19 protein-coding genes are annotated in these 20066 nt (G+C 73.4%); 13 read left to right on the top strand and 6 right to left on the bottom strand.

Annotated elements, in window-relative coordinates:
- The first annotated feature begins 23 nt into the window (after positions 1 to 23).
- The 3 genes from AB0I29_RS00840 to AB0I29_RS00830 are packed head-to-tail and all read left to right on the top strand — an operon-like array spanning position 24 to position 2446.
- Positions 24 to 602, top strand: coding sequence for a DUF5998 family protein (locus tag AB0I29_RS00840; RefSeq protein WP_357476849.1), 579 nt, complete (start codon positions 24 to 26; stop codon positions 600 to 602).
- The gene (locus AB0I29_RS00835) at positions 599 to 1804 is read left to right on the top strand and encodes a nucleotide pyrophosphatase/phosphodiesterase family protein (protein ID WP_357476846.1); all 1206 of its coding nucleotides are present in this window, start codon (positions 599 to 601) and stop codon (positions 1802 to 1804) included. Before AB0I29_RS00840 ends, AB0I29_RS00835 begins: the two co-directional genes overlap by 4 nt.
- 9 nt (positions 1805 to 1813) lie before the next feature.
- Complete coding sequence (locus AB0I29_RS00830; RefSeq protein WP_285103576.1) at positions 1814 to 2446, top strand: thymidine kinase; 633 nt, start codon at positions 1814 to 1816, stop codon at positions 2444 to 2446.
- Between the two features lie 13 nt (positions 2447 to 2459).
- Here AB0I29_RS00830 and sepH read toward each other — a convergent pair whose 3' ends face one another.
- Entirely contained in the window at positions 2460 to 3629 is a 1170-nt protein-coding gene (gene sepH / locus AB0I29_RS00825) for a septation protein SepH (RefSeq protein ID WP_357476843.1), read from the bottom strand.
- Positions 3630 to 3749: 120 nt separating this feature from the next.
- Between sepH and AB0I29_RS00820 the strand changes: the two genes are divergently transcribed.
- Both AB0I29_RS00820 and AB0I29_RS00815 read left to right on the top strand, forming a co-directional pair.
- A complete protein-coding gene (locus AB0I29_RS00820; protein ID WP_357476840.1) occupies positions 3750 to 4613 on the top strand; it encodes an inositol monophosphatase family protein in 864 nt (287 codons plus the stop codon).
- Between the two features lie 310 nt (positions 4614 to 4923).
- A complete protein-coding gene (locus AB0I29_RS00815; RefSeq protein WP_020014531.1) occupies positions 4924 to 5223 on the top strand; it encodes a DUF4193 domain-containing protein in 300 nt (99 codons plus the stop codon).
- 95 nt (positions 5224 to 5318) lie between these two features.
- Here AB0I29_RS00815 and AB0I29_RS00810 read toward each other — a convergent pair whose 3' ends face one another.
- Positions 5319 to 5762: a DUF3093 domain-containing protein gene (locus AB0I29_RS00810; protein WP_285103582.1), complete on the bottom strand. Its 444-nt coding sequence runs from the start codon at positions 5760 to 5762 to the stop codon at positions 5319 to 5321.
- Between the two features lie 77 nt (positions 5763 to 5839).
- On the opposite strand from AB0I29_RS00810, the gene dut reads away from it, so the two are divergent.
- The 4 genes from dut (at position 5840) to AB0I29_RS00790 (ending at position 8342) form a co-directional block, all read left to right on the top strand.
- Entirely contained in the window at positions 5840 to 6316 is a 477-nt protein-coding gene (gene dut, locus AB0I29_RS00805) for a dUTP diphosphatase (protein ID WP_285103584.1), read from the top strand.
- Positions 6317 to 6441: 125 nt separating this feature from the next.
- Complete coding sequence (locus AB0I29_RS00800) at positions 6442 to 7167, top strand: DUF3710 domain-containing protein (protein ID WP_285103586.1); 726 nt, start codon at positions 6442 to 6444, stop codon at positions 7165 to 7167.
- Positions 7168 to 7182: 15 nt separating this feature from the next.
- On the top strand, positions 7183 to 7569 hold the full coding sequence (locus AB0I29_RS00795) for an OB-fold nucleic acid binding domain-containing protein (RefSeq protein ID WP_357476834.1): 387 nt from the start codon (positions 7183 to 7185) through the stop codon (positions 7567 to 7569).
- A 5-nt stretch (positions 7570 to 7574) separates the two neighbouring features.
- Positions 7575 to 8342, top strand: coding sequence for a DUF3159 domain-containing protein (locus AB0I29_RS00790; RefSeq protein WP_285103588.1), 768 nt, complete (start codon positions 7575 to 7577; stop codon positions 8340 to 8342).
- Positions 8343 to 8400: 58 nt separating this feature from the next.
- Here the strand turns inward: AB0I29_RS00790 and AB0I29_RS00785 are convergent, their stop codons facing one another.
- Entirely contained in the window at positions 8401 to 9066 is a 666-nt protein-coding gene (locus AB0I29_RS00785; protein WP_285103589.1) for a TrkA family potassium uptake protein, read from the bottom strand.
- Complete coding sequence (locus tag AB0I29_RS00780) at positions 9066 to 9719, bottom strand: TrkA family potassium uptake protein (RefSeq protein ID WP_285103745.1); 654 nt, start codon at positions 9717 to 9719, stop codon at positions 9066 to 9068. Before AB0I29_RS00780 ends, AB0I29_RS00785 begins: the two co-directional genes overlap by 1 nt.
- A gap of 87 nt (positions 9720 to 9806) precedes the next feature.
- On the opposite strand from AB0I29_RS00780, the gene AB0I29_RS00775 reads away from it, so the two are divergent.
- From AB0I29_RS00775 to acnA, 4 genes are all read left to right on the top strand, one after another.
- Positions 9807 to 11804, top strand: coding sequence for an APC family permease (locus AB0I29_RS00775; protein ID WP_285103590.1), 1998 nt, complete (start codon positions 9807 to 9809; stop codon positions 11802 to 11804).
- A 57-nt stretch (positions 11805 to 11861) separates the two neighbouring features.
- Positions 11862 to 13262 carry a TRAM domain-containing protein gene (locus AB0I29_RS00770; protein WP_357476829.1) on the top strand — a complete coding sequence of 467 codons (1401 nt, stop codon included), beginning with the start codon at positions 11862 to 11864 and terminating at the stop codon, positions 13260 to 13262.
- A gap of 47 nt (positions 13263 to 13309) precedes the next feature.
- Positions 13310 to 14128 (top strand): SGNH/GDSL hydrolase family protein, encoded by an 819-nt coding sequence (locus AB0I29_RS00765; RefSeq protein ID WP_357476826.1) that lies wholly within the window; start codon positions 13310 to 13312, stop codon positions 14126 to 14128.
- Between the two features lie 131 nt (positions 14129 to 14259).
- Positions 14260 to 17004 (top strand): aconitate hydratase AcnA, encoded by a 2745-nt coding sequence (gene acnA, locus AB0I29_RS00760; protein WP_357476824.1) that lies wholly within the window; start codon positions 14260 to 14262, stop codon positions 17002 to 17004.
- Positions 17005 to 17148: 144 nt separating this feature from the next.
- On the opposite strand, the gene AB0I29_RS00755 is transcribed toward acnA, so the two are convergent.
- A complete protein-coding gene (locus AB0I29_RS00755; protein ID WP_285103598.1) occupies positions 17149 to 18036 on the bottom strand; it encodes an arginase family protein in 888 nt (295 codons plus the stop codon).
- 96 nt (positions 18037 to 18132) lie between these two features.
- Positions 18133 to 20046 (bottom strand): plastocyanin/azurin family copper-binding protein, encoded by a 1914-nt coding sequence (locus AB0I29_RS00750; protein WP_357476821.1) that lies wholly within the window; start codon positions 20044 to 20046, stop codon positions 18133 to 18135.
- Positions 20047 to 20066 lie beyond the last annotated feature (20 nt).

The following is a 20066-nucleotide window of genomic DNA, read 5'->3' as shown; positions in this document are numbered from 1 at the left end:
CCTCTCATGGGATGATTCCCCTCGTGCCCCATGCCCCTACCGATGCCCGTGACGACCTGACCGCCCACCTGCACCGGGCCGGCTACTACCCGGAGCTCGTCGCGGACGTGCTCGACGTGGCCCTGGCCGGCGAGGAGGTGGTGGCCCACCTCGTGCAGGCCGAGACCACCTTCGACTCGGAGGTGCGCCGCCACCTCACGGTCCTGGTGCTGACCCCGACCCGCCTGGTCACCGCGCACGTCGACGACCACACGGGGGAGGACCCGGCCCGGTCCGGCTCGGCGTCCGCCACCACCGAGGTGGTGCCGGTGCGCGAGATCCGCTCCGTGGCGCTCACCCACGTGATCGCGGACCCGGCGCAGTACCCGCAGCGCGGGGCCACGCGCGAGGTCACGCTCGCCGTGGGCTGGGGCGCGGTCTCGCGCGTCGACCTGGAGCCGGCCTCCTGCGTGGACCCGAACTGCACGGCCGACCACGGCCTGACCGGCCAGGTGACGCCCGACGACGTGGTGGTCCGCGTCTCCGGCGAGGCCGAGGGCGACGCCGCCGTCCGGGCGGCCGTCGACTTCGCCCGGGCACTGTCCCGGGCCACGTCTGCGTGAGCGCTCCGCACCTCCCCGAGGGGCTCGTCGCGCCGTCCTACGACACCGCGAGCCTCGCCGCGGTGCTGCCCGCCGCGGCGGGCGCGCTGGGCCACGACCTCACCACGGCCACGGGCCTGACCGCGGCCGGCTGCCGCGCGGCCCTCGGCCTGCCCGACGCCGACCGCGTGGTCGTCGTGCTGGTGGACGGGCTCGGCATCCGCAACCTCGCCGAGCGCGGGGGCCACGCGCCGTTCCTGCGCGGCCTCCTGCGCGAGCGGGGCGAGGACGCCGCCACGCTCACCTCCAGCTTCCCGTCCACGACGGCCGCGGGCCTGAGCATCCTCGGGACCGGCACCGCCCCGGGGCTCACGGGCATGCTCGGCTACACGCAGCGCAACCCGGAGACCGGGAAGCTGGCCGCGGTGGTGCAGTGGCGCGACCTCGGCGACCCCGCCGACGTGCAGCGCGAGCCCACCGTCCTGGAAACGCTCGCCGCCGCCGGCACGCGGGTGGTGGCCCCCGGCCCGCGGAAGTTCGCGGGTTCCGGCATGAGCCAGGCCGCGCTGCGCGGCCCCGCCCACGTGGCCGCCGAGACGTTCGAGCAGCGCGTGGACGCCACCGTCGCGGCGCTGCGCCGGCCGGCCGACCCGGCCGGCACCGGGCAGAGCCTGGTGTACCTGTACCAGGGCGACGTCGACAAGACCGGCCACGGCTTCGGCTGGGACTCCTGGCAGTGGGGCGACGCGCTGGAGGCCACCGACCGGGAGCTGCGCCGCCTGCTGCGCAGCGTGCCGCGCGGCACCCTGGTGCTGGTCACGGCCGACCACGGCCAGATCACGGCCGACCTGACCACCCAGTGGGACGTCGCGACCGACCCGGCCCTGCACCCCGGCGTGGCGATGGTGGGCGGTGAGCCGCGCGCCCTGCACGTCTACACCGAGCCGGGCACCGACCCGGCCGACGTCGCGGCTCGGTGGACCGAGCGGCTGGGCGACCACGCCCTGGTCGTGCTGCGGGAGCGGGCCGTGGCCGACGGCTGGTTCGGGCCGGTAGCCGAGCACGTGCTGCCCGCGATCGGGGACGTGGTCGTGGCGATGACCGGCGCCGCCACCGTCGTCGACTCCCGGGTGCACTCCGCGAACGCGCGGGCACTGCCCGGCGTGCACGGCTCCCTCACGCCGCACGAGATGCTCGTGCCGTTCCTGACCGCCCTCTCCTAGGAAGCTCTCGTGGCCCAGCTCGTCTTCTTCTCCGGGACCATGGACTCCGGCAAGTCCACGCTCGCCCTGCAGACCGACCACAACTTCCGCGCCCGCGGGCGCGAGGGGCTCATCTTCAGCCGGGGCGACCGGGCGGGCGCGGACCGGGTCTCCAGCCGGCTGGGCCTGGAGGTCGCGGCGGTCGAGGTGACCGACGACACCGACTTCTGGGTCGAGATCAGCGGCCGGCGCGCCGGCGGCGAGGCCGTCGACTACCTCGTGTGCGACGAGGCGCAGTTCTACTCGCCCGCGCAGGTGGAGCAGCTCGCCCGGCTGGTCGACGAGACGGAGATCGACATCTTCGCCTTCGGCATCACCACCGACTTCCGCACCCGGCTCTTCCCCGGCTCCGCCCGCCTCATCGAGCTCGCCGACCGTGTCGAGCTGCTCCAGGTGCAGTCGCTGTGCTGGTGCGGTGCGCGCGCCACGCACAACGCGCGCACCGTGGACGGGATCATGGTCACCGAGGGGGAGCAGGTGGTGATCGGCGACGTCGGTCTCGCCGAGGTCGCGTACGAGGTGCTGTGCCGCCGCCACCACATGCGCCGCATGACCGCGCTCACCGCCCGCCGCCGGTCGGCGGACGAGTCCCTCTGGGGCTAGCGAGACCCTGGGGCTAGACCTCCGGGCGCGAGCCGAACACGATCTCGTCCCAGCTCGGTACCTGCGCGCGCGACTTGCGGCCGCGCTTGGGCGCGGGCCGCTTGGCGGCCGCCGGCTCCTTGTCCGGCACGTTCGCCGGCTCCGGGACCGGGGCGGGCGCAGGCTCCGCCTCGGGCTTCGCCTCCTGGTCCGACGGCGGGGGCGTGGCCGGTACGGGCCCCGGGATCTCCCACTGGCTCGGCCCCTCCCACTCCAGGTCGGCGGGAGAGTCCGGCACCTTGACGGACGGCATCCTCGGCCGCGACCCGCCCCGCCGCGCGCCGATGTCGACGACGGCCGCGGCCGGCTCCGGCGTGGACTCGTCGGGCTCGTCCGGGCTCGCCGCCGACCCGGGGCCCGGGCCTGCCGGTCCCCCGTCCAGGTGGTCGAGCTCCAGCAGGTCGGGCGGCCCGACGTCGGGTGCGGAGCGCCGCGAGGGCCGCTGGCCGCGCCTCTCGGAGAGGTTGTCCAGGAGCAGGTCCGTGTCGTCCGGCTCGGGCGGTGCCGGCCGGGAGCCGCGCTGGCCGAGCCGCTGCGGCGGCAGCGTGGCGACGCCGGCGAGCGCCGGGCCACCGTCGTCCTCCGGGAGGCCGAGCCAGCGGGCCTCGTCGTCGAGCGCCGTGACGAAGCCGCCGCGCGGCTCGAGGGACCAGCGGGCCTCCCGCGCCCGCTCGCCCGCGGTGAACTCGACCTGGACGATCCAGGGGTGGGTGCCCTCCCGGGTGGCGGTCCACCGCGCGTCGTCGGGCCGCACGCCGCGCGAGCGCAGCCGCTCGTCGGCGACCTCGCCGAGCGTGGTGGCGGTGTCGTCGTCGTTCAGCACGGCCTTGGCGCGCACCCGGGAGATCGCGTGCTCGCGCTCGGAGATGACGGGGTACTCGAAGCGCCGCACGTGCTCCACGGGCAGGCCCGAGGCCTCGGCGAGGTCCTCGCACGTCTCGCCCGCGCGCAGGCGCGCCTGGATCTCGCGCGGACGCAGGGTGGACTCCTCCTGGGCGCGGATCGACTCCAGGCGCGGCCGGTCACCCCGGAGGGCGGCGCGCAGGGCGTCGGTGATCGGCAGGGTGCTCTGGGTGCCGTCGCGTGCGGCGAGGACGAGGCGTTCACCGTCCTCGTGCAGCCTCACCAGCTCCAGCTCGTCCATGCCAGTCCTCCCGGGGTAGTCCTGTGTGCCGAGCCTGCCACCGAGCGGGGGCGGCGCGGCGCAGGCGCGTCGGTGTGCCGCCGGATCGTAGCCCGCCGGCGGGTGGGGCAGGATGGGCGCGTGATCTCACCCGCACCGCACGAGCTGCCCGACGGCGTCACCGTCACCACCCTCCGCGACCTCGCCGTCCGCCTCGCGACGGCGGCCGGGACCCTCGTGCGCGAGGGCAGACCGGAGCGGGTCGAGGTGGCCGCGACCAAGTCGAGCGACGTGGACCCGGTCACGGTCATGGACCGCGCCTCGGAGGACCTGCTGCGCGAGATGATCGCCGCGGAGCGCCCGGACGACGCGATCCTGGGCGAGGAGGGCGACGACGTGCCCGGCACCAGCGGGCTGACCTGGGTGCTCGACCCGATCGACGGCACGGTGAACTACCTGTACGGGGTGGCGTCCTGGGCCGTGTCGGTGGCGGTGGTGGCGGGGCCGCCCGAGCCGGCGTCGTGGACCGTGCTGGCCGGGTGCGTGCACAGCATCGCCGACGGGCGGACCTGGTCGGCCGGGCTGGGCGAGGGCGCCACGCGCGACGGCGTGCCCGTCCACGCGGGTGCGCCGGCGTCCCTGAGCACGTCCCTGGTGGGCACGGGCTTCGGGTACGACGCCGCACGCCGTGCCGAGCAGGCCCAGGTGCTGGCGCAGGTGCTGCCGCGGATCCGGGACATCCGCCGGCTCGGCTCCGCCGCGATCGACCTGTGCCTGCTCGCGGACGGCTCGCTCGACCTGTACTACGAGCGCGGCCTGAACCCGTGGGACATGGCGGCGGGCGTGATCGTGGCCACCGAGGCGGGCGCCGTGGTGACCGGTCTGCGGGGCCGGCCCGCCGGGAACGCGATGACGGTCGCGGGGCCGGCGGAGCTCGTCGCGCAGCTCGCCGGGATCCTGGAGGAGGCCGACGCGGACGGGGCCGGCGGCGTAGATCTCGGGTGATCTTTTTTATGACACACCCCCGCAAGGCTGGTCACTGCTGACCAGGTCCAAAAGGCCGAAAACGGGCCGTTGTTGCAGGTCAGAGCGTACGTGACGGGGGTTACACCGGTAGATGTAGCGCGCCTGACAGAAATGGTGCACAATCCGTGGGCCGACTCGGGAACAAAACCGGGGCCGTGTGCATTATCTGCGCGTACACCCGCTTGCGGTCGCTGTTCGACGGTGCTTGCGGTGTCCCGGCCGGGGCGGCGTCGAACCCCGGATGTCCCGAACCCTTCCGGCGCGACCACCTACCGACGGAGAACACCACATGGCAACTGACTACGACGCCCCGCGTAAGAACGACGAGGATGTCGAGCAGGACTCGATCCAGGAGCTGCAGGCACGTCGTTCCGACAAGTCCTCGGGCGTTGTGGACGAGGACGAGACAGAAGCGGCCGAGGGCTTCGAGCTCCCGGGCGCCGACCTGTCGGGCGAGGAGCTCGCTGTACGGGTGCTGCCGCGTCAGGCGGACGAGTTCACGTGTTCGAGCTGCTTCCTGGTGCACCACCGCAGCCAGCTGGCCTACGAGAAGGCCGGCCAGATGATCTGCACGGAGTGCGCCGCCTGATCCACCAGGCCTTCGGCACTGACGACACGACCGGGCTGTCATGCGGAGCATGGCAGCCTTCGTCGTGTCCGGGCCCGGGAGAGGCCTGGGAGGGCTCAGTCAGCCAGGGCCTGCACCAGCAGCTCCGGGCGGCGCGTGGAGACCAGCCAGTAGGGGGTGGGGTCGGCCGGGTCGTCGAGCGCGACCCGCACCCCGGTCCGCGCCCACGCGCGCAGGCAGACGTAGGCGCGCGCGTCGAGGCCGGGGCCCAGCTCGTGCCGCATGGCGGCCACGTCCAGGGCCTGCGCCGTGCCGAGCAGCGCGACCGGGATCCGGGCGCTCCCGGCGCGCAGGACGCCGTCGGACACCTCGACGACGGGCGACGTCACCGCCAGGGCGACCGCCGACCCCACGCACACCAGCAGCCCGACGGCGACCGCCGTGGCCGCGTGCACGGGCCACAGCGCGATCGCCGCGATGGCGCCCAGACCGACCGTGCCGAGCCAGCCACCGGGCCCGGGCAGGAGACGCTCGTGGAAGGTGAGGGTGGTCGCCGTCATGGACACATCATCCCAGTCCTGGACACTGCCTCGGCACTCTTGCGGCGACGCGGGCCGAGGTGGCGTACTCTTCCGGCGTGCCCACCCCTGAGCCAGCTCACGACGGCAGCACGGTCGACGTGCTCATCCGCCTCCTGGACGACGTTCCCGTCCCCTCGTACGCGCATCCCGGCGACGCCGGCGCCGACCTGGTGACCACGGTCGACGTCGAGATCCCGCCGCAGGGGCGGGTGCTGGTGCCCACCGGCATCTCGATCGCGCTGCCGGACGGCTACGCGGCGTTCGTGCACCCGCGGTCGGGCCTCGCGACGAAGCACGGCGTGACCATCGTGAACGCGCCGGGCACCGTGGACGCGGGCTACCGCGGCGAGATCAAGGTCACGCTGCTCAACACCGACACGACCGAGCCCGTGAAGCTGGTCCGGGGCGACCGTGTGGCGCAGCTCGTGATCCAGAAGGTCGAGCGCGCGCGGTTCCTGCCCGCGCAGACCCTGCCCGGCTCGCACCGGGGTGACGGCGGCTTCGGCTCCAGCGGCGGTTTCGCCGGGCGCTGAACGCGTGTCCAGCTGGGCGCCGGACAGGTCTAGGCTGTAAGTAACGAGCGGATAACGCCGCCCGGCGGAGCAAAGCGCGCGCCCGGGTGAGGCGAGCAACGGACGAACGACGAAGGAGTGTGGCTGTGGGTCTGTTCAGCCGACGAGGCACGGCGAATGAGGCCGCCTCGGTCGAGTGGGCGTCGGTGGAGGCCGAGCAGCAGAAGCGGCCCCACGGACCCTTCGACCGGTCCCAGGTGGACGAGATGGGCCCGCGGGTCGACCTCGGCGCCATCTGGCTGCCCGTGATGCCCGGGCTCGAGCTCCGCATGGAGATCGACAAGAAGACGCAGAAGGTCACCGGGGTGACGGCCGCGCTGGAGGGGTCCAACCTCCAGATCCAGGCGTTCGCCGCGCCGCGCACCGAGGGCATCTGGGACGAGATCCGGCACGAGATCGCGCAGTCCGTGAGCGGGCAGGGCGGCATCGTGGACGACGTGCCCGGCGTGTTCGGCCGCGAGCTGCTGGTCCGCATGCCCGTGACGGGCCCCGACGGGCAGTCCGGCCAGCGGCCGGCGCGGTTCGTGGGCGTGGACGGGCCCCGCTGGTTCATCCGCGGCGTGCTCGCGGGCCGGGCGGCGCTGGACGCCGAGGCGGCCAAGCCGCTGGAGTCCGTGTTCGCGAACATCGTCGTGGTGCGGGACCAGAGCCCGCGCCCACCGCGCGACCTGCTGCCCCTGGCGCTGCCGAAGTCGGCGCGCAAGGATGGTGCACAGCCGGCGCAGGAGCCGGCCGGTCCGCAGGGCGCCGCACCGCAGATGTCGGACTTCAACCCGTTGCGCCGCGGCCCTGAGATCACCCAGATCGGCTGACGAGGTGAACCACTGATGGGTCTCCGTTCGGCACTCGCCTCGCGCATCGCGGCGACGCTGGCCTCGAACGAGGAGGTCAGCGACACCGCGGAGCGCGCCGACGCGTCCAAGAACATCGGTTGTGCGGCGGTCACGTCCGTGCCCACCCGCTCCCGCGGCAAGGTCGCGGGCGTACTCCGCTCGGTCGTGCTGCGCCCGCGCGAGGGCGTGCCGACCCTGGAGGCGGAGCTGTTCGACGGCTCCGGCGCCCTCGACCTCGTGTGGCTCGGCCGCCGCACCATCGAGGGCATCGAGCCGGGCCGCCGGATCCGGGTCGAGGGCATGGTCTGCGACGTCGACGGGCGGCGCACCATGTTCAACCCGCGGTACGAGCTGAGGCCCCGGCCGGGCGAGGCACAATAGCCCCCATGAGCGATCCCGCACGTCCTGACGTGCCCCCGGAGCAGCCCGTGGCGCAGTCCGCGGCACAGCCCGCAGAGACCCCCGCGCGCGGTATGCGTGCCCTCACCGGCGACGAGTTCTCGGCCGCGCAGGCCGTGGGCGGGGTGCGCGGCCTGGTCGAGGCGGTGCTGCCCGGCCTGGTGTTCGTGGTCGCGTTCGTGATCACCAACGACCTGACCGTCCCGCTGGTCGCGTCCGTGGTGGCCGCCCTGGTGCTCGTCGTGGCGCGCCTCGTGCAGCGCACGCCGGTCACCCAGGCGCTGGGCGGCCTGCTCGGCATCGCCGTCGGCGTGGTCTGGGCCTGGACGTCCGGCGACGCGGAGGACTACTACGCGGGTGGCCTGCTGCTGAACGCCGGCTACCTCGTGGTGCTGCTCGGCACGATCCTCGCGCGCCGCCCCGCCGTCGGCTACGTGGTGGAGGCGCTGCGCGCCGGCCTGACGCCGGAGGCCGTGAAGGCCGAGGCCAACCGCGCCGACGACCAGCCCTCGGCGTTCGCCGCGCTGACCGCGTGGCGGGACGACCCGGCGAAGATGCGCATGTACGCGATCGCCACCTGGCTCTGGGTGGGGCTGTTCGCGCTGCGCCTCGCGGTCAAGACGCCGCTCTACTTCGCGGGCGACGTCGCCTGGCTGGGCACGTTCCACCTGCTGCTCGGCGTGCCGCTCTGGGCGCTGGTGCTGTACCTGACCTGGTACGTCGTGCGCCGTCCCCAGCCGCGGCCCGCTGCCTGACGTCAGCCCTGCCTGACGTCAAGCCCTGCCTGACGCCGCGGGCCGGGCCCCCGCCCGGTCAGCCCTTCGGGACCAGCAGCTTCTGCAGCGCGTCCGTGTCGGCGTCCGAGCCGGCGACCAGCAGCAGCTCGTCGCCGGCCTCCAGGGTGTCGTCGGGGCTCGGCACCAGCGGGCGGCCGTCGCGCACGATCGTCGAGAGCGTGACGTCCGCCGGCCACACCACCTGGCCCACGCGCGTCCCGGCGACCCGGGAGTCGGCGGGCAGCGTCAGCTCCAGGATGTCGGCGCGCGAGTGGCTGAAGCTGAAGATCTTCACCAGGTCGCCGACGGCCACGGCCTCCTCGACCATCGCCGTCATGATGCGCGGCGTCGAGACCGCCACGTCGACGCCCCAGGACTGGTCGAACATCCACTCGTTCTTCGGGTTGTTCACGCGCGCGACCGTGCGCGGCACCCCGAACTCCGTCTTGCCCAGCAGGGAGAAGACCAGGTTCACCTTGTCGTCGCCGGTGGCGCCCACGACGACGTCGGCCTGCTCCAGCTCGGACGCCTCCAGCGCGGGCAGCTCGCACGCGTCCGCGAGCACCCACTCCGCCTCGGGGACCTGCGAGACCCGCATGGCCGCCGGGTTCTTGTCGATGAGGGTGACCTCGTGCTCGTGGCTCAGCAGCTCCCGGGCGATCGAGCGGCCCACGGAGCCGGCCCCGGCGATGACGACGCGCATCAGTCCTCCTCGGCGGTCGGCGCGGCGGTGAGGATCCGCTCGATCTCGGCGGACCGGTCGGCCGCCATGAGGAGGTGGAGCACGTCGTTCTCCTGGAGCACGATGTCGGGGGTGGGCAGGATGGCCGACGAGTAGCGGGTCACGAAGGCGACCCGCGCCCCCGTGGCGGCCTCGACGTTGAGCACGGGCCGGCCGACCCACCGCCGGTGGTAGTCGATCTGCGCGAGCCGCACCGTGCCGGACGGGTCGCGGTACTCGTCGGTGAAGCCGAGCGGCAGCATCCGGCGCAGCACCTGGTCCGCCGTCCAGCGCACGGTGGCGACGGTCGGGATGCCGAGCCGCTGGTAGATCTCGGCGCGGTGCGGGTCGTAGATCCGGGCCACGACGTTGTCGACCCCGTACGTCTCCCGGACCACGCGCGCGGACAGGATGTTGGAGTTGTCGCCGTCGGACACCGCGGCGAACGCGTACGTGTCCTCGATCCCCGCCTGCACGAGGGTGTCGCGGTCGAAGCCCACCCCGGTCACCTTCTTGCCGGAGAAGTCCGCAGGCAGACGCCGGAACGCGTCCGGGTTCTGGTCGATGACGGCCACGGAGTGTCCGCGGCCCTCGATCTCCTGGGCGAGGCTGGAGCCGACGCGGCCGCAGCCCATGATGACGAAGTGCACGGACGGAACGCTACCGCGCCGCGAGTGCCCCGGGTGCGCTGGAGGCCATCGACGGGCATAGAGTCTTCCAACGTGTCGGACATCGTCGATGCGGCCAAGCGACTCCTGGTCGGCCGCCCCATGCGCAGCGAGAGCCTGGGGCACACGCTGCTGCCCAAACGCATCGCACTGCCGGTGTTCGCCTCGGACGCCCTCTCCTCGGTGGCGTACGCCCCGGACGAGATCCTGCTGACCCTGTCACTGGCGGGCATCGCGGCCCTGGCGTTCTCGCCATGGGTCGGTCTCGTGGTGGTCGTGGTGCTGCTCATCGTGGTGGCGTCCTACCGGCAGAACGTGCACGCCTACCCGTCGGGCGGCGGCGACTACGAGGTCGCCACGACCAACCTCGGCCCCTCGGCGGGCATCGGCGTCGCCTCCGCGCTGCTCGTCGACTACGTGCTCACCGTGGCCGTGTCGATCTCGTCGGCGGCCCAGTACGCCTCCGCGGCCATCCCCGGGCTGCGCGGCCACGAGGCGCTCGCCGCCGTCATCGCGGTGGCGCTGCTCACCCTGGTCAACCTGCGCGGGGTCAAGGAGTCGGGCACGGCGTTCGCCATCCCGACCTACTGCTACATGGCGATCATCGGGGCCCTCATCGTCACGGGCGCGTTCCGGTTCTTCTCGGGCACGCTGCCCAAGGCCCAGAGCGCGGAGTTCGAGCTGTCCGCCGAGGCCGCGTTCGACCAGGGCCTGGTGGGCATCGCGGGCGCGTTCCTGCTGGCCCGGGCGTTCGCGTCCGGCTGTGCCGCCCTGACCGGCGTCGAGGCCATCAGCAACGGCGTGCCGGCGTTCCGCAAGCCCAAGTCGCGCAACGCCGCGACCACGCTGCTGCTGCTCGGCACGATCTCGGCGACGATGATCATGTCGATCCTCCTGCTGGCCCAGGCCACCGGCGTCCAGTTCGCGGAGGACCCGCACAGCCAGCTCACGCTGAACGGCGAGCCGGTCTCCGACCACTACGTGCAGATCCCGGTCATCGGCCAGCTCGCCGAGGCCGTCTTCTCGGGCTTCCCGCCGGCCTTCTACGCGGTCTCCGCCGTCACGGGCCTCATCCTGGTGCTCGCCGCGAACACGGCGTTCAACGGGTTCCCCGTGCTCGGCTCGATCCTGGGCCGCGACGGCTACCTGCCGCGCCAGCTCCACACCCGCGGCGACCGGCTCGCGTTCTCCAACGGCATCGTCACCCTCGCCGTCGCGGCGATCGTGCTCATCGTCGTGTTCGACGCCGAGGTCACCCGCCTGATCCAGCTCTACATCGTGGGCGTGTTCGTCTCCTTCACGCTGTCCCAGCTCGGCATGCTGCGGCACTGGACGCGCGGGCTGCGCACCGAGCCCGACCCCGCGGCGCGCAGCCGGATGAAGCGCTCGCGCCTGGTCAACGGCGTCGGGTTCGGGCTGACCGGCATCGTGCTGATCATCGTGCTGCTCACCAAGTTCACGCACGGCGCCTGGATCACCCTGCTGGCGATGGGCGTGCTGTTCGTGCTCATGCGGGCCATCCGCAAGCACTACGACCGCGTGCGCGACGAGCTGGCGCTGGACGACGTCTCCGCCGCGCGGGCGCTGCCGAGCCGCGTGCACGCCGTCGTGCTGGTCTCCAAGGTGCACAAGCCGACCATGCGGGCCCTGGCCTACGCGCGGGCCGCGCGCCCCAACGTGCTGGAGGCGGTCAGCGTGGGCGTGGACCGTGAGGACGTGGAACGGCTCACCGCCGAGTGGGAGGCCCTCGACCTGCCCGTGCCGCTGCGCATCCTGGACTCGCCGTTCCGCGAGATCACCCGCCCGGTGGTCAAGTACGTGCGGTCCGTGCACCGCGAGTCGCCGCGCGACCTGGTGATCGTCTACATCCCGGAGTACGTGGTCGGGCACTGGTGGGAGCAGCTCCTGCACAACCAGTCGGCGCTGCGGCTCAAGGGCAGCCTGCTGTTCACCCCCGGCGTCGTCGTGGCGTCGGTGCCGTGGCAGCTCGCCTCGACGCACGGGCAGACCGGCCTGGAGGGCGACACCTTCCTGCGCGGCCGCAGGATGTGACGCAGCCGGGCCGGTGACGGGCCGGGTCCGGGCGGCCCGTGGGCGATACTTGAGCACATGCCCCGCAACCCCGACCGTCGCACCGCGCCCGCAGACCCCGAGCAGGGCGGCCGCCCGCGCCGTCGCCCCCAGCGTTCCCCGCGGCCGGGCCGCGCGCGGCGCGTGAGCGACGCCGCCCCGGGGCCGGAGGTGGGCCAGGAGTTCGAGCTGGAGGTCGGCCCGGTCGCGCACGGCGGCCACTGCGTGGCCCGCCTGGACGGCCGCGTCGTGTTCGTGCGCCACACCCTGCCGGGGGAGCGGGTCCGCGCCCGCGTCACCGAGGGCGGCCCGAGCTTCTGGCGTGCCGACGCCGTCGAGGTGCTCGAGGCGTCCCCCGACCGCGTCGAGCCCCTGTGGCCCGCGGCCGGGGCCGACGGCGTGGGCGGCGGCGAGCTGTCGCACGTCGCCCTGCCCGCGCAGCGACGCTGGAAGACCGCCGTGCTCACCGAGCAGCTGCAGCGCCTGGCGCGCATCGACGCCGACTGGCTCGCCGAGCACGTCACCGTCGAGGCGGTGCCCGGCGACGACGAGCGCCGCGGCCTGCACTACCGCACCCGGATCGACCTGGTGGCCGACGCCGACGGCCACGCCGGCATGCGCAAGCACCGCTCGCACGACGTGGTGGCGCTGAAGAAGATGCCGCTGGCCTCCGCCGAGCTGGCGGCGTTCGCCGTCGCCGAGGACGTGTTCACCCGCACCTGGACGCCGGGCGCGCGGCTGGAGCTCGTCGCGCCGTCCGAGGGCGACCCGGCACTCCTGGTCGACGGCGAGCCGTGGCGCCGCGGCCGGCCGGACTCCCGGCCCAACGCCCGTCGCGCCGTGAGCGAGGTCGTGACCGGCCCGTGGGGCACGCACCGCTACCGCGTGGCCGCCGACGGGTTCTGGCAGGTGCACCGCGAGGCACCGGCCGTGCTCACGGGCGCCGTGCTGGACGCCGCCGGCGCGAGCACGGGGGAGCTGGCCGGGGAGACCGTGCTGGACCTGTACTCCGGCGCCGGCCTGTTCACGCTGCCGCTGGCGGACGCCGTCGGGCCCGACGGGCGCGTGGTCGCCGTCGAGGGCGACGCGCGCGCCGTGAAGGACGCCCGCCGCAACGCGCACGCCCACGAGCAGGTGGACCTGCGCGTGGGCTCCGTGGACCGGGTGCTCGCGGGCGGGCCGGGCGAGGCCGACGTGCCCGCCGCGGACGTCGTGGTGCTGGACCCGCCCCGCTCGGGTGCCGGGCGCGCCGTGGTGGACGCGATCGCGGCCCGCGAGCCGCGCCGCGTCGTCTACGTGGCGTGCGACCCGGCGGCGCTCGCGCGCGACGTCGGATACCTCGCGGCGCACGGGTACGTGCTGATGGGCGTGCGCGCGTTCGACCTGTTCCCGCACACGCACCATGTCGAGGCCGTGGCGGTGCTGGACCGGCAGGGCTGACCGGACGATGGACGAAGCCCCAGGTCAGTGCGCATAGGATGCGCACCGTGAAGCGGTGGCTGGTGAGCGGCGGGATCGCGGTGTCGGTGGTGGCGGCGTTTGCCGTCGCCGTCCTGGTGGGCATGGTCCTGGGGGCCGGCGGCATCGCCGTCGGCGGTACGGGCGGGGCCTCGGTGCCCGCGCCGCGGGGTGCGCCGTCGGTCTGGGCGGAGTCCCCGTCGCCGTCGCCCTCGCCGTCCCCGGTGGCCGAGAAGGAGCCGGTGGCCCTCTTCGTCGGCGACTCCTACACGGTGGGACAGGGCGCGACGTCGCCCGAGCTGCGGTGGAGCACGCTCGTGTCCGAGCAGATGGGCTGGCGTGAGCTCAACGTGGCCGACGGCGGCACCGGGTTCGTCAAGGGGAACGCGGAGCTGAACAAGCTCAACTATCCCGCCCAGCTCCGGTCGGTGCCCCCGGGCAGCGTGGACATCGTGGTGATCGCCGGCGGGCAGAACGACTTCAAGGACCTGCGGGCCGAGCCCGGGCCGGTCTTCGAGGCGGTGGCGGACACGTACGCCCTGGCCGTGCAGCGGTTCCCCGACGCCGAGATCGTGTCGGTCGGGCCCTCCACCCCGTGGGCGGTCGGCCTGGAGGCGCGCGCCCTGGACAGCGCCGTGCGGGCCGCGGCGGCCGAGGCGGAGGCCACGTACGTGTCGCTGCTGGACCCCAACATCGTCCAGGGCCGCCTGGTGCACGAGGACGGGATCCACACGACCGACGCGGGCAACGCCGCGATCGCCCGGCGGGTGGTGCGGACGCTCCAGGCGCCGGCGGCCGAGCAGGAGGAGACGGGCGCCCGGCCGGCAGATATCTTGACGTCAAGATAAATGCGATATGCTGGCTCCAGCAGCCCGGCCTAGGCTGGGTGAAGCCCCCTGGAACCCATGCGGCGGCTCCTTCGCGCGATGACCGCGCCTGTGAGAGCCGACGCACCGTCAGCCCCGCAGAAGGAGCCCGAGTGAGCACCGTGGACACGTTCGGATCAAAGGGAACGCTGGAGGTCTCCGGCAAGTCCTACGAGATCTTCCGGCTCAGCGCGGTCGAGGGCGTGGAGCGCCTCCCGTACTCGCTGAAGATCCTCGCCGAGAACCTCCTGCGCACCGAGGACGGCGCGAACATCACCGCCGACCACGTGCGTGCCCTCGCGTCCTGGGACCCGGACGCGCAGCCCGACACCGAGATCCAGTTCACGCCGGCGCGCGTGATCATGCAGGACTTCACCGGCGTGCCCTGCGTCGTGGACCTCGCCACGATGCGTGAGGCCGTCGCCGCGCTCGGCGGCGACGCCACGAAGGTCAACCCGCTGGCCCCCGCCGAGATGGTCATCGACCACTCGGTGCAGATCGACGTCGCCGGCCGCGCGGACGCCTTCCAGCGCAACGTCGAGTTCGAGTACCAGCGCAACCACGAGCGCTACCAGTTCCTGCGCTGGGGCCAGACGGCGTTCGACGACTTCAAGGTCGTCCCGCCGGGCACCGGCATCGTGCACCAGGTCAACATCGAGTACCTGGCCCGCACGGTCATGACGCGTGAGGTGGGCGGCGCGCTGCGCGCCTACCCCGACACCTGCGTCGGCACCGACTCGCACACCACCATGGTCAACGGCCTGGGCGTGCTGGGCTGGGGCGTCGGCGGCATCGAGGCCGAGGCCGCGATGCTCGGCCAGCCCGTCTCGATGCTCATCCCGCGCGTGGTCGGCTTCAAGCTGAGCGGCTCGATCCCGGCGGCCGTGACGGCCACCGACGTGGTGCTCACGATCACGCAGATGCTGCGCCAGCACGGTGTGGTCGGCAAGTTCGTCGAGTTCTACGGCGAGGGCGTGGCCCAGGTGCCGCTCGCGAACCGCGCCACCATCGGCAACATGTCGCCGGAGTTCGGCTCGACGGCCGCGATCTTCCCGATCGACTCGGTCACGGTCGACTACCTGCGCCTGACGGGCCGCTCCGAGGAGCAGCTCGCCCTGGTCGAGGCGTACGCCAAGGAGCAGGGCCTGTGGCTCGACGCCGACTCGGTCGAGCCGGTCTTCTCCGAGTACCTGGAGCTCGACCTGTCGACGGTCGTGCCCTCGATCGCCGGGCCGAAGCGCCCCCAGGACCGCATCGAGCTGACGAACGCGAAGTCGGCGTTCCTGCACGACCTGCCCAACTACGCGCCCGAGGTGGGTGCGGGCGCCGACGAGGTCGGCCGCGAGTCGTTCCCCGCGTCGGACTCCCCGGCGCCGGCCGCGAACGGCCGCAAGCACGTGCACGTCACGAACAGCGACGGCAAGGAGTTCGAGCTGTTCCACGGCGCGGTCGCGATCGCCTCGATCACGTCGTGCACCAACACGTCGAACCCGTCGGTCATGATCGCGGCGGCCCTGCTCGCCAAGAACGCCGTCGAGAAGGGCCTCGTCTCCAAGCCGTGGGTCAAGACCTCCATGGCGCCGGGCTCGCAGGTCGTGACCAACTACTACGAGAAGGCCGGCCTCTGGCCGTACCTCGAGAAGCTGGGCTTCCACCTGGTCGGCTACGGCTGCGCCACCTGCATCGGCAACTCCGGGCCGCTGGACGAGAAGGTCTCGGAGGCCGTCAACGAGCACGACCTGTCGGTCGTCTCGGTGCTGTCGGGCAACCGTAACTTCGAGGGCCGCATCAACCCGGACGTCAAGATGAACTACCTGGCGTCCCCGCCGCTGGTCATCGCGTACGCCCTGGCCGGCACCATGGAGTTCGACTTCGAGCACGACCCGCTGGGCCGCGACGAGGCCGGCAACCCCGTGTTCCTCCGCGACATCTGGCCCTCGCCGGACGAGGTCGAGAAGACGATCGCGTCCTCGATCGACCGCAAGATGTTCGAGTCGGACTACGCCGACGTCTTCAAGGGCGACGAGCGCTGGGCCGCGCTGGAGACGCCCGAGGGCGACACGTTCGCCTGGGACAGCGAGTCCACCTACGTGCGCAAGCCCCCGTACTTCGAGGGCATGGGCATGACGCCGGAGCCCGTCACCGACTTCGCCGGTGCCCGCGTGCTGGCCAAGCTCGGCGACTCGGTCACGACCGACCACATCAGCCCGGCCGGCTCGATCAAGCCGGACAGCCCGGCGGGCACGTACCTCGCCGAGCACGGCGTGGGCCGTCGCGACTTCAACTCCTACGGGTCGCGCCGCGGTAACCACGAGGTCATGATCCGCGGCACGTTCGCGAACATCCGCCTGCGCAACCAGCTCCTGAACGACGTCGAGGGTGGCTTCACCTTCAACTTCGTGAAGAACGCCCAGGACACGATCTACGACGCCGCGCAGGACTACGCCGCGGCCGGCACCCCGCTCGTGGTGCTCGGTGGCAAGGAGTACGGCTCCGGCTCGTCGCGCGACTGGGCCGCCAAGGGCACCGCGCTGCTGGGCGTCAAGGCCGTCATCACCGAGAGCTTCGAGCGGATCCACCGCTCCAACCTCATCGGCATGGGCGTGCTGCCGCTGCAGTTCCCGGCCGGCCAGAACGCCGACTCGCTGGGCCTGGACGGCACGGAGACCTTCGACGTCACCGGCGTGACCGCGCTGAACGAGGGCGTCACGCCCGAGACGGTCAAGGTCACCGCGACCAAGGGCGACGGCTCGCGGGTCGAGTTCGACGCCGTGGTCCGCATCGACACCCCGGGTGAGGCGGACTACTACCGCAACGGCGGCATCCTGCAGTACGTGCTCCGCTCGCTCGTCGCCTGAGCCGGAGGTGCAGCGCAGGGTGGGGGCCGAGGAACGAGGCACCCGCCCGGAGCGGAACCGCAGGCTCAGGCGACAGAAGGCAGAGCCTCCTGAGCCGAACCACGGCGCCCCGTCCCTCCTCGCGGAGGGGCGGGGCGCCGTCGTCTACCCCGCGGCGAGCGCTCCCGCCAGCAGCCGGACGACGCCGCGCAGGCCCGCCTCGTCCGCGTGGTCGGGGTTGACCTCCACGCAGGTCATGGCGCGCAGGCCGGGGTCGGCGGCGAGCGCGCGCAGTACGCGGTCCAGCGTCGCGGGGACCAGGCCGCGGCCGTACGTCGGCACGTCGGCCACCGGGAGGGTCAGGAAGTCCAGCACGTCGACGTCGAGGTGCAGCACGAACGGGGTGCCGCCCACGGCGGCCAGGGCGCGCCGTGCGGCGTCCTCCGGGTCGGCGAGCACCTGCGCGGCGGGGATCCGCACCGCGGGGACGAGCCCGTGGACGTCCTCCTCGTCGTCGCTGTACCCGAGGTAGACGAGCCGGTCGGCCGTCAGCAGGGGGCGCCGGTGGCCGACCGCGGCGAGCGGCCCCCAAGTGCCGGGCAGGTCGAGGAGGTGGGCGACGCCCATCGAGTCGAGGATCGGCTCGTCGGGGTGGTCCGGCGGGAGCTGGAGGTCCTGGCCGCCGTCGACGTACACGAGGGCCACGTCCGGGTGCCGCTCGGCGACGGCGTCGACCACCCCGAGGGCGACCGTGCACTCCCCGCCGAGCACCAGGGCCCGCTCGCCCCGGGCCAGGACCGCGTCGACGCTCCGCCGCACGCCGCGCAGGCCGTCGATCACGCGGCCGACGTCGTTGGGCTCGCCCGGACTCCGGTGTGCGCGCCAGGTCGCGGTCGGCAGGTCGCCGTCGTCCCGGACGTCGACGCCGGCCGCTCGTAGTGCGTCGAGCAGCCCGGCCATGCGCAGGGCTGCCGGTGCCTTCTCCAGCCCGCGGGAGTGCGCCGCGGCGCTGGACGGCACACCGACAACTGCCCAACCGGCCGTGGACGCCATCCGGCCAGTGTGCCCCGACGACGGAGCGGACCGCCTGCCCAGGGGGCAGACGGTCCGCTCCGTCTCAGGGTGGTGCGTGTGCGGCCGTGCCGGTGCCTACCGCCCGACGTCCGACTGGCGGGCGGCCCGGACCAGCTTCGTGACCTCCTGCGCCGTGAGCACGTCGGCGTCGTCGAGCTGGTCGGCGACCTGCTGCACGTGGCTCACGAACGCGCTGTGGCTGACCCACCCGCCGTCCGCGTCGAGCAGGTCGGCGACCGTGCACCCGTTGCCGGTGTCGTAGTTGGTCACCTTGCTGTCCTTGTTCCCGAGGATCACCGTGGGGCGCTCGTCGGAGACGGGGCAGGCGTCGATCGCACCGCGGGCGACGTCGAACCGCAGGGTGCCGGTCCGGGTCACGTTGCCCGCGTTGTCGGTGGCCCGGTACGCGAACGCGTGCGACCCGGGCTCCGTGACCTCCACGGCGCCGGTGTACTCCCGGAACGCGGTGTCGTCGAGCGCGTACTCGATGAACGCCACCCCCGACTCGTCGTCCCGGGCGGTGATGGTGACCGTGGCGGACCCGAGGTAGGCACCCTCGTCGTCCTGGTCGCCGTCCACCTGGGCAGAGGCGATCGGCTGCGTGGTGTCCGGCGGGTCCTGCCCGTCCACCACGACCAGCTCCACGCTCCCGGGCTCGGACGTGTTGCCCGCCGCGTCGGTGGCCCGGTAGGACACCTCGTGGGCGCCGGTGACGTCCACGATCACGGGGTCCGTGTAGGCCGTCCAGCCGTCGCCGTCCAGGTTGTACTCGACGGTCTCGACGCCCGACCCGGCGTCCTCGGCCAGGATCTGCACGGTCGCCGAGGCGACGTAGGCGCCGTCCTCGTCCTGCTCGCCGGTGACCTGGGCCGTGACGGTCGGCGCGGTCTCGTCCACCGGGGGTGCCTCGACCACGGTGAACGTGGCCGAACCCGGCTCCGAGACGTTGCCGGCCCGGTCCGTGGCCCGGTAGGCCACGGTGTGCTCGCCCGGCGTGTCGACGACGACGGGCGTGGTGTACGCCGCCCAGCCGGCGCCGTCGAGGTCGTACTCGATGCCCGCCACACCCGAACCGGGGTCCCTGGCCGTGAGGTTCAGGGTCCCGGACCCGACGTAGGCGCCGTCGGCGTCGAGGTCGCCGGTCACCTCGGCGGTGACCACCGGCGGCGTCGCGTCCTCGCCGTCCGGGGCGACGACCGTGACGTGCAGCATCTCCGGCTCGGAGACGTTGCCCGCCACGTCGGTGGCCCGGTACTCCAGCATGTACGTGCCGGGCTCGTCGAGGACGACGGGCGCGGTGTACGGGGTGTACCCGGCCCCGTCCAGGTCATACTCGACGGACTCGACGCCCGAGCCGTCGCCGTCGTCGGCCGCGAGGCTCACGCTCGCCGAGCCGATGTAGGCGCCCTCGTCGTTCTGGTCCCCGGCGACGTCCGCCGTCACCGTCGGGGCGGTGGTGTCGTCACCGCCGCCGCCCTCGGTGACCACGAGCTCGCCCACCATGGTGCCGTGCCCCGGGATGGCGCAGAAGTACCGGTACGTGCCCGGGGTCAGGTTGACCTCGGCCTCGTAGCGGCCGCCGTTGGCGTCCAGGGGGTTGGCCAGGATGTCCAGGGTGACGTCCTGGTTGTAGCCCGGGGTGCCGGTGTCGAACGTCAGGGTGTGGGACATCCCGATGTTGTTACCGGTCGCCGTGCTGTTCTCGAACACGACGGTGGTCGGCCCGGCCGCCGCTGTCGTGGGTGCGGACGCGTACGCCGAGACGCTCGCGCTCGCGGTGAAGGTCAGCACCTGGTCGGCCTGGGCCTCGGACTCGCCGGCCTGGGCTGCCTGGTCGGACTGGGCCGCCTGGGTGGCGGCCCGGTCCGGCGTGACGTCGGCGACGGGCTTGATGGTGGTGGTCTCGACGGCGGTGGCGGGTGCCAACGGCAGCGCCACGAGGGCGCCGACCGCCGCCACCGCCAGCAGGCGGGACAGTCTGTGTCGCATGGGTGTACCTCTCGTCTCCG

Origin of the sequence: Promicromonospora sp. NPDC050262 (genome assembly GCF_040655935.1) — a bacterium.
GTDB lineage: Bacteria > Actinomycetota > Actinomycetes > Actinomycetales > Cellulomonadaceae > Promicromonospora.
The sequence above is the reverse complement of the archived record's forward strand: the minus strand, read 5'-3'. Positions and strand labels throughout refer to the sequence as shown.

What these genes read in the sequence shown, in the direction of transcription:
- AB0I29_RS00795 (WP_357476834.1), top strand. Translation starts at nt 7,183, where the DNA reads ATGGGTCTCCGTTCGGCACTCGCCTCGCGCATCGCGGCGACGCTGGCC.
- AB0I29_RS00770 (WP_357476829.1), top strand. Translation starts at nt 11,862, where the DNA reads ATGCCCCGCAACCCCGACCGTCGCACCGCGCCCGCAGACCCCGAGCAG.
- AB0I29_RS00785 (WP_285103589.1), bottom strand. Translation starts at nt 9,066, where the DNA reads ATGCGCGTCGTCATCGCCGGGGCCGGCTCCGTGGGCCGCTCGATCGCC.
- AB0I29_RS00810 (WP_285103582.1), bottom strand. Translation starts at nt 5,762, where the DNA reads ATGACGGCGACCACCCTCACCTTCCACGAGCGTCTCCTGCCCGGGCCC.
- AB0I29_RS00790 (WP_285103588.1), top strand. Translation starts at nt 7,575, where the DNA reads ATGAGCGATCCCGCACGTCCTGACGTGCCCCCGGAGCAGCCCGTGGCG.
- sepH (WP_357476843.1), bottom strand. Translation starts at nt 3,629, where the DNA reads ATGGACGAGCTGGAGCTGGTGAGGCTGCACGAGGACGGTGAACGCCTC.
- AB0I29_RS00780 (WP_285103745.1), bottom strand. Translation starts at nt 9,719, where the DNA reads ATGGGCTGCGGCCGCGTCGGCTCCAGCCTCGCCCAGGAGATCGAGGGC.
- AB0I29_RS00750 (WP_357476821.1), bottom strand. Translation starts at nt 20,046, where the DNA reads ATGCGACACAGACTGTCCCGCCTGCTGGCGGTGGCGGCGGTCGGCGCC.
- AB0I29_RS00755 (WP_285103598.1), bottom strand. Translation starts at nt 18,036, where the DNA reads ATGGCGTCCACGGCCGGTTGGGCAGTTGTCGGTGTGCCGTCCAGCGCC.
- AB0I29_RS00815 (WP_020014531.1), top strand. Translation starts at nt 4,924, where the DNA reads ATGGCAACTGACTACGACGCCCCGCGTAAGAACGACGAGGATGTCGAG.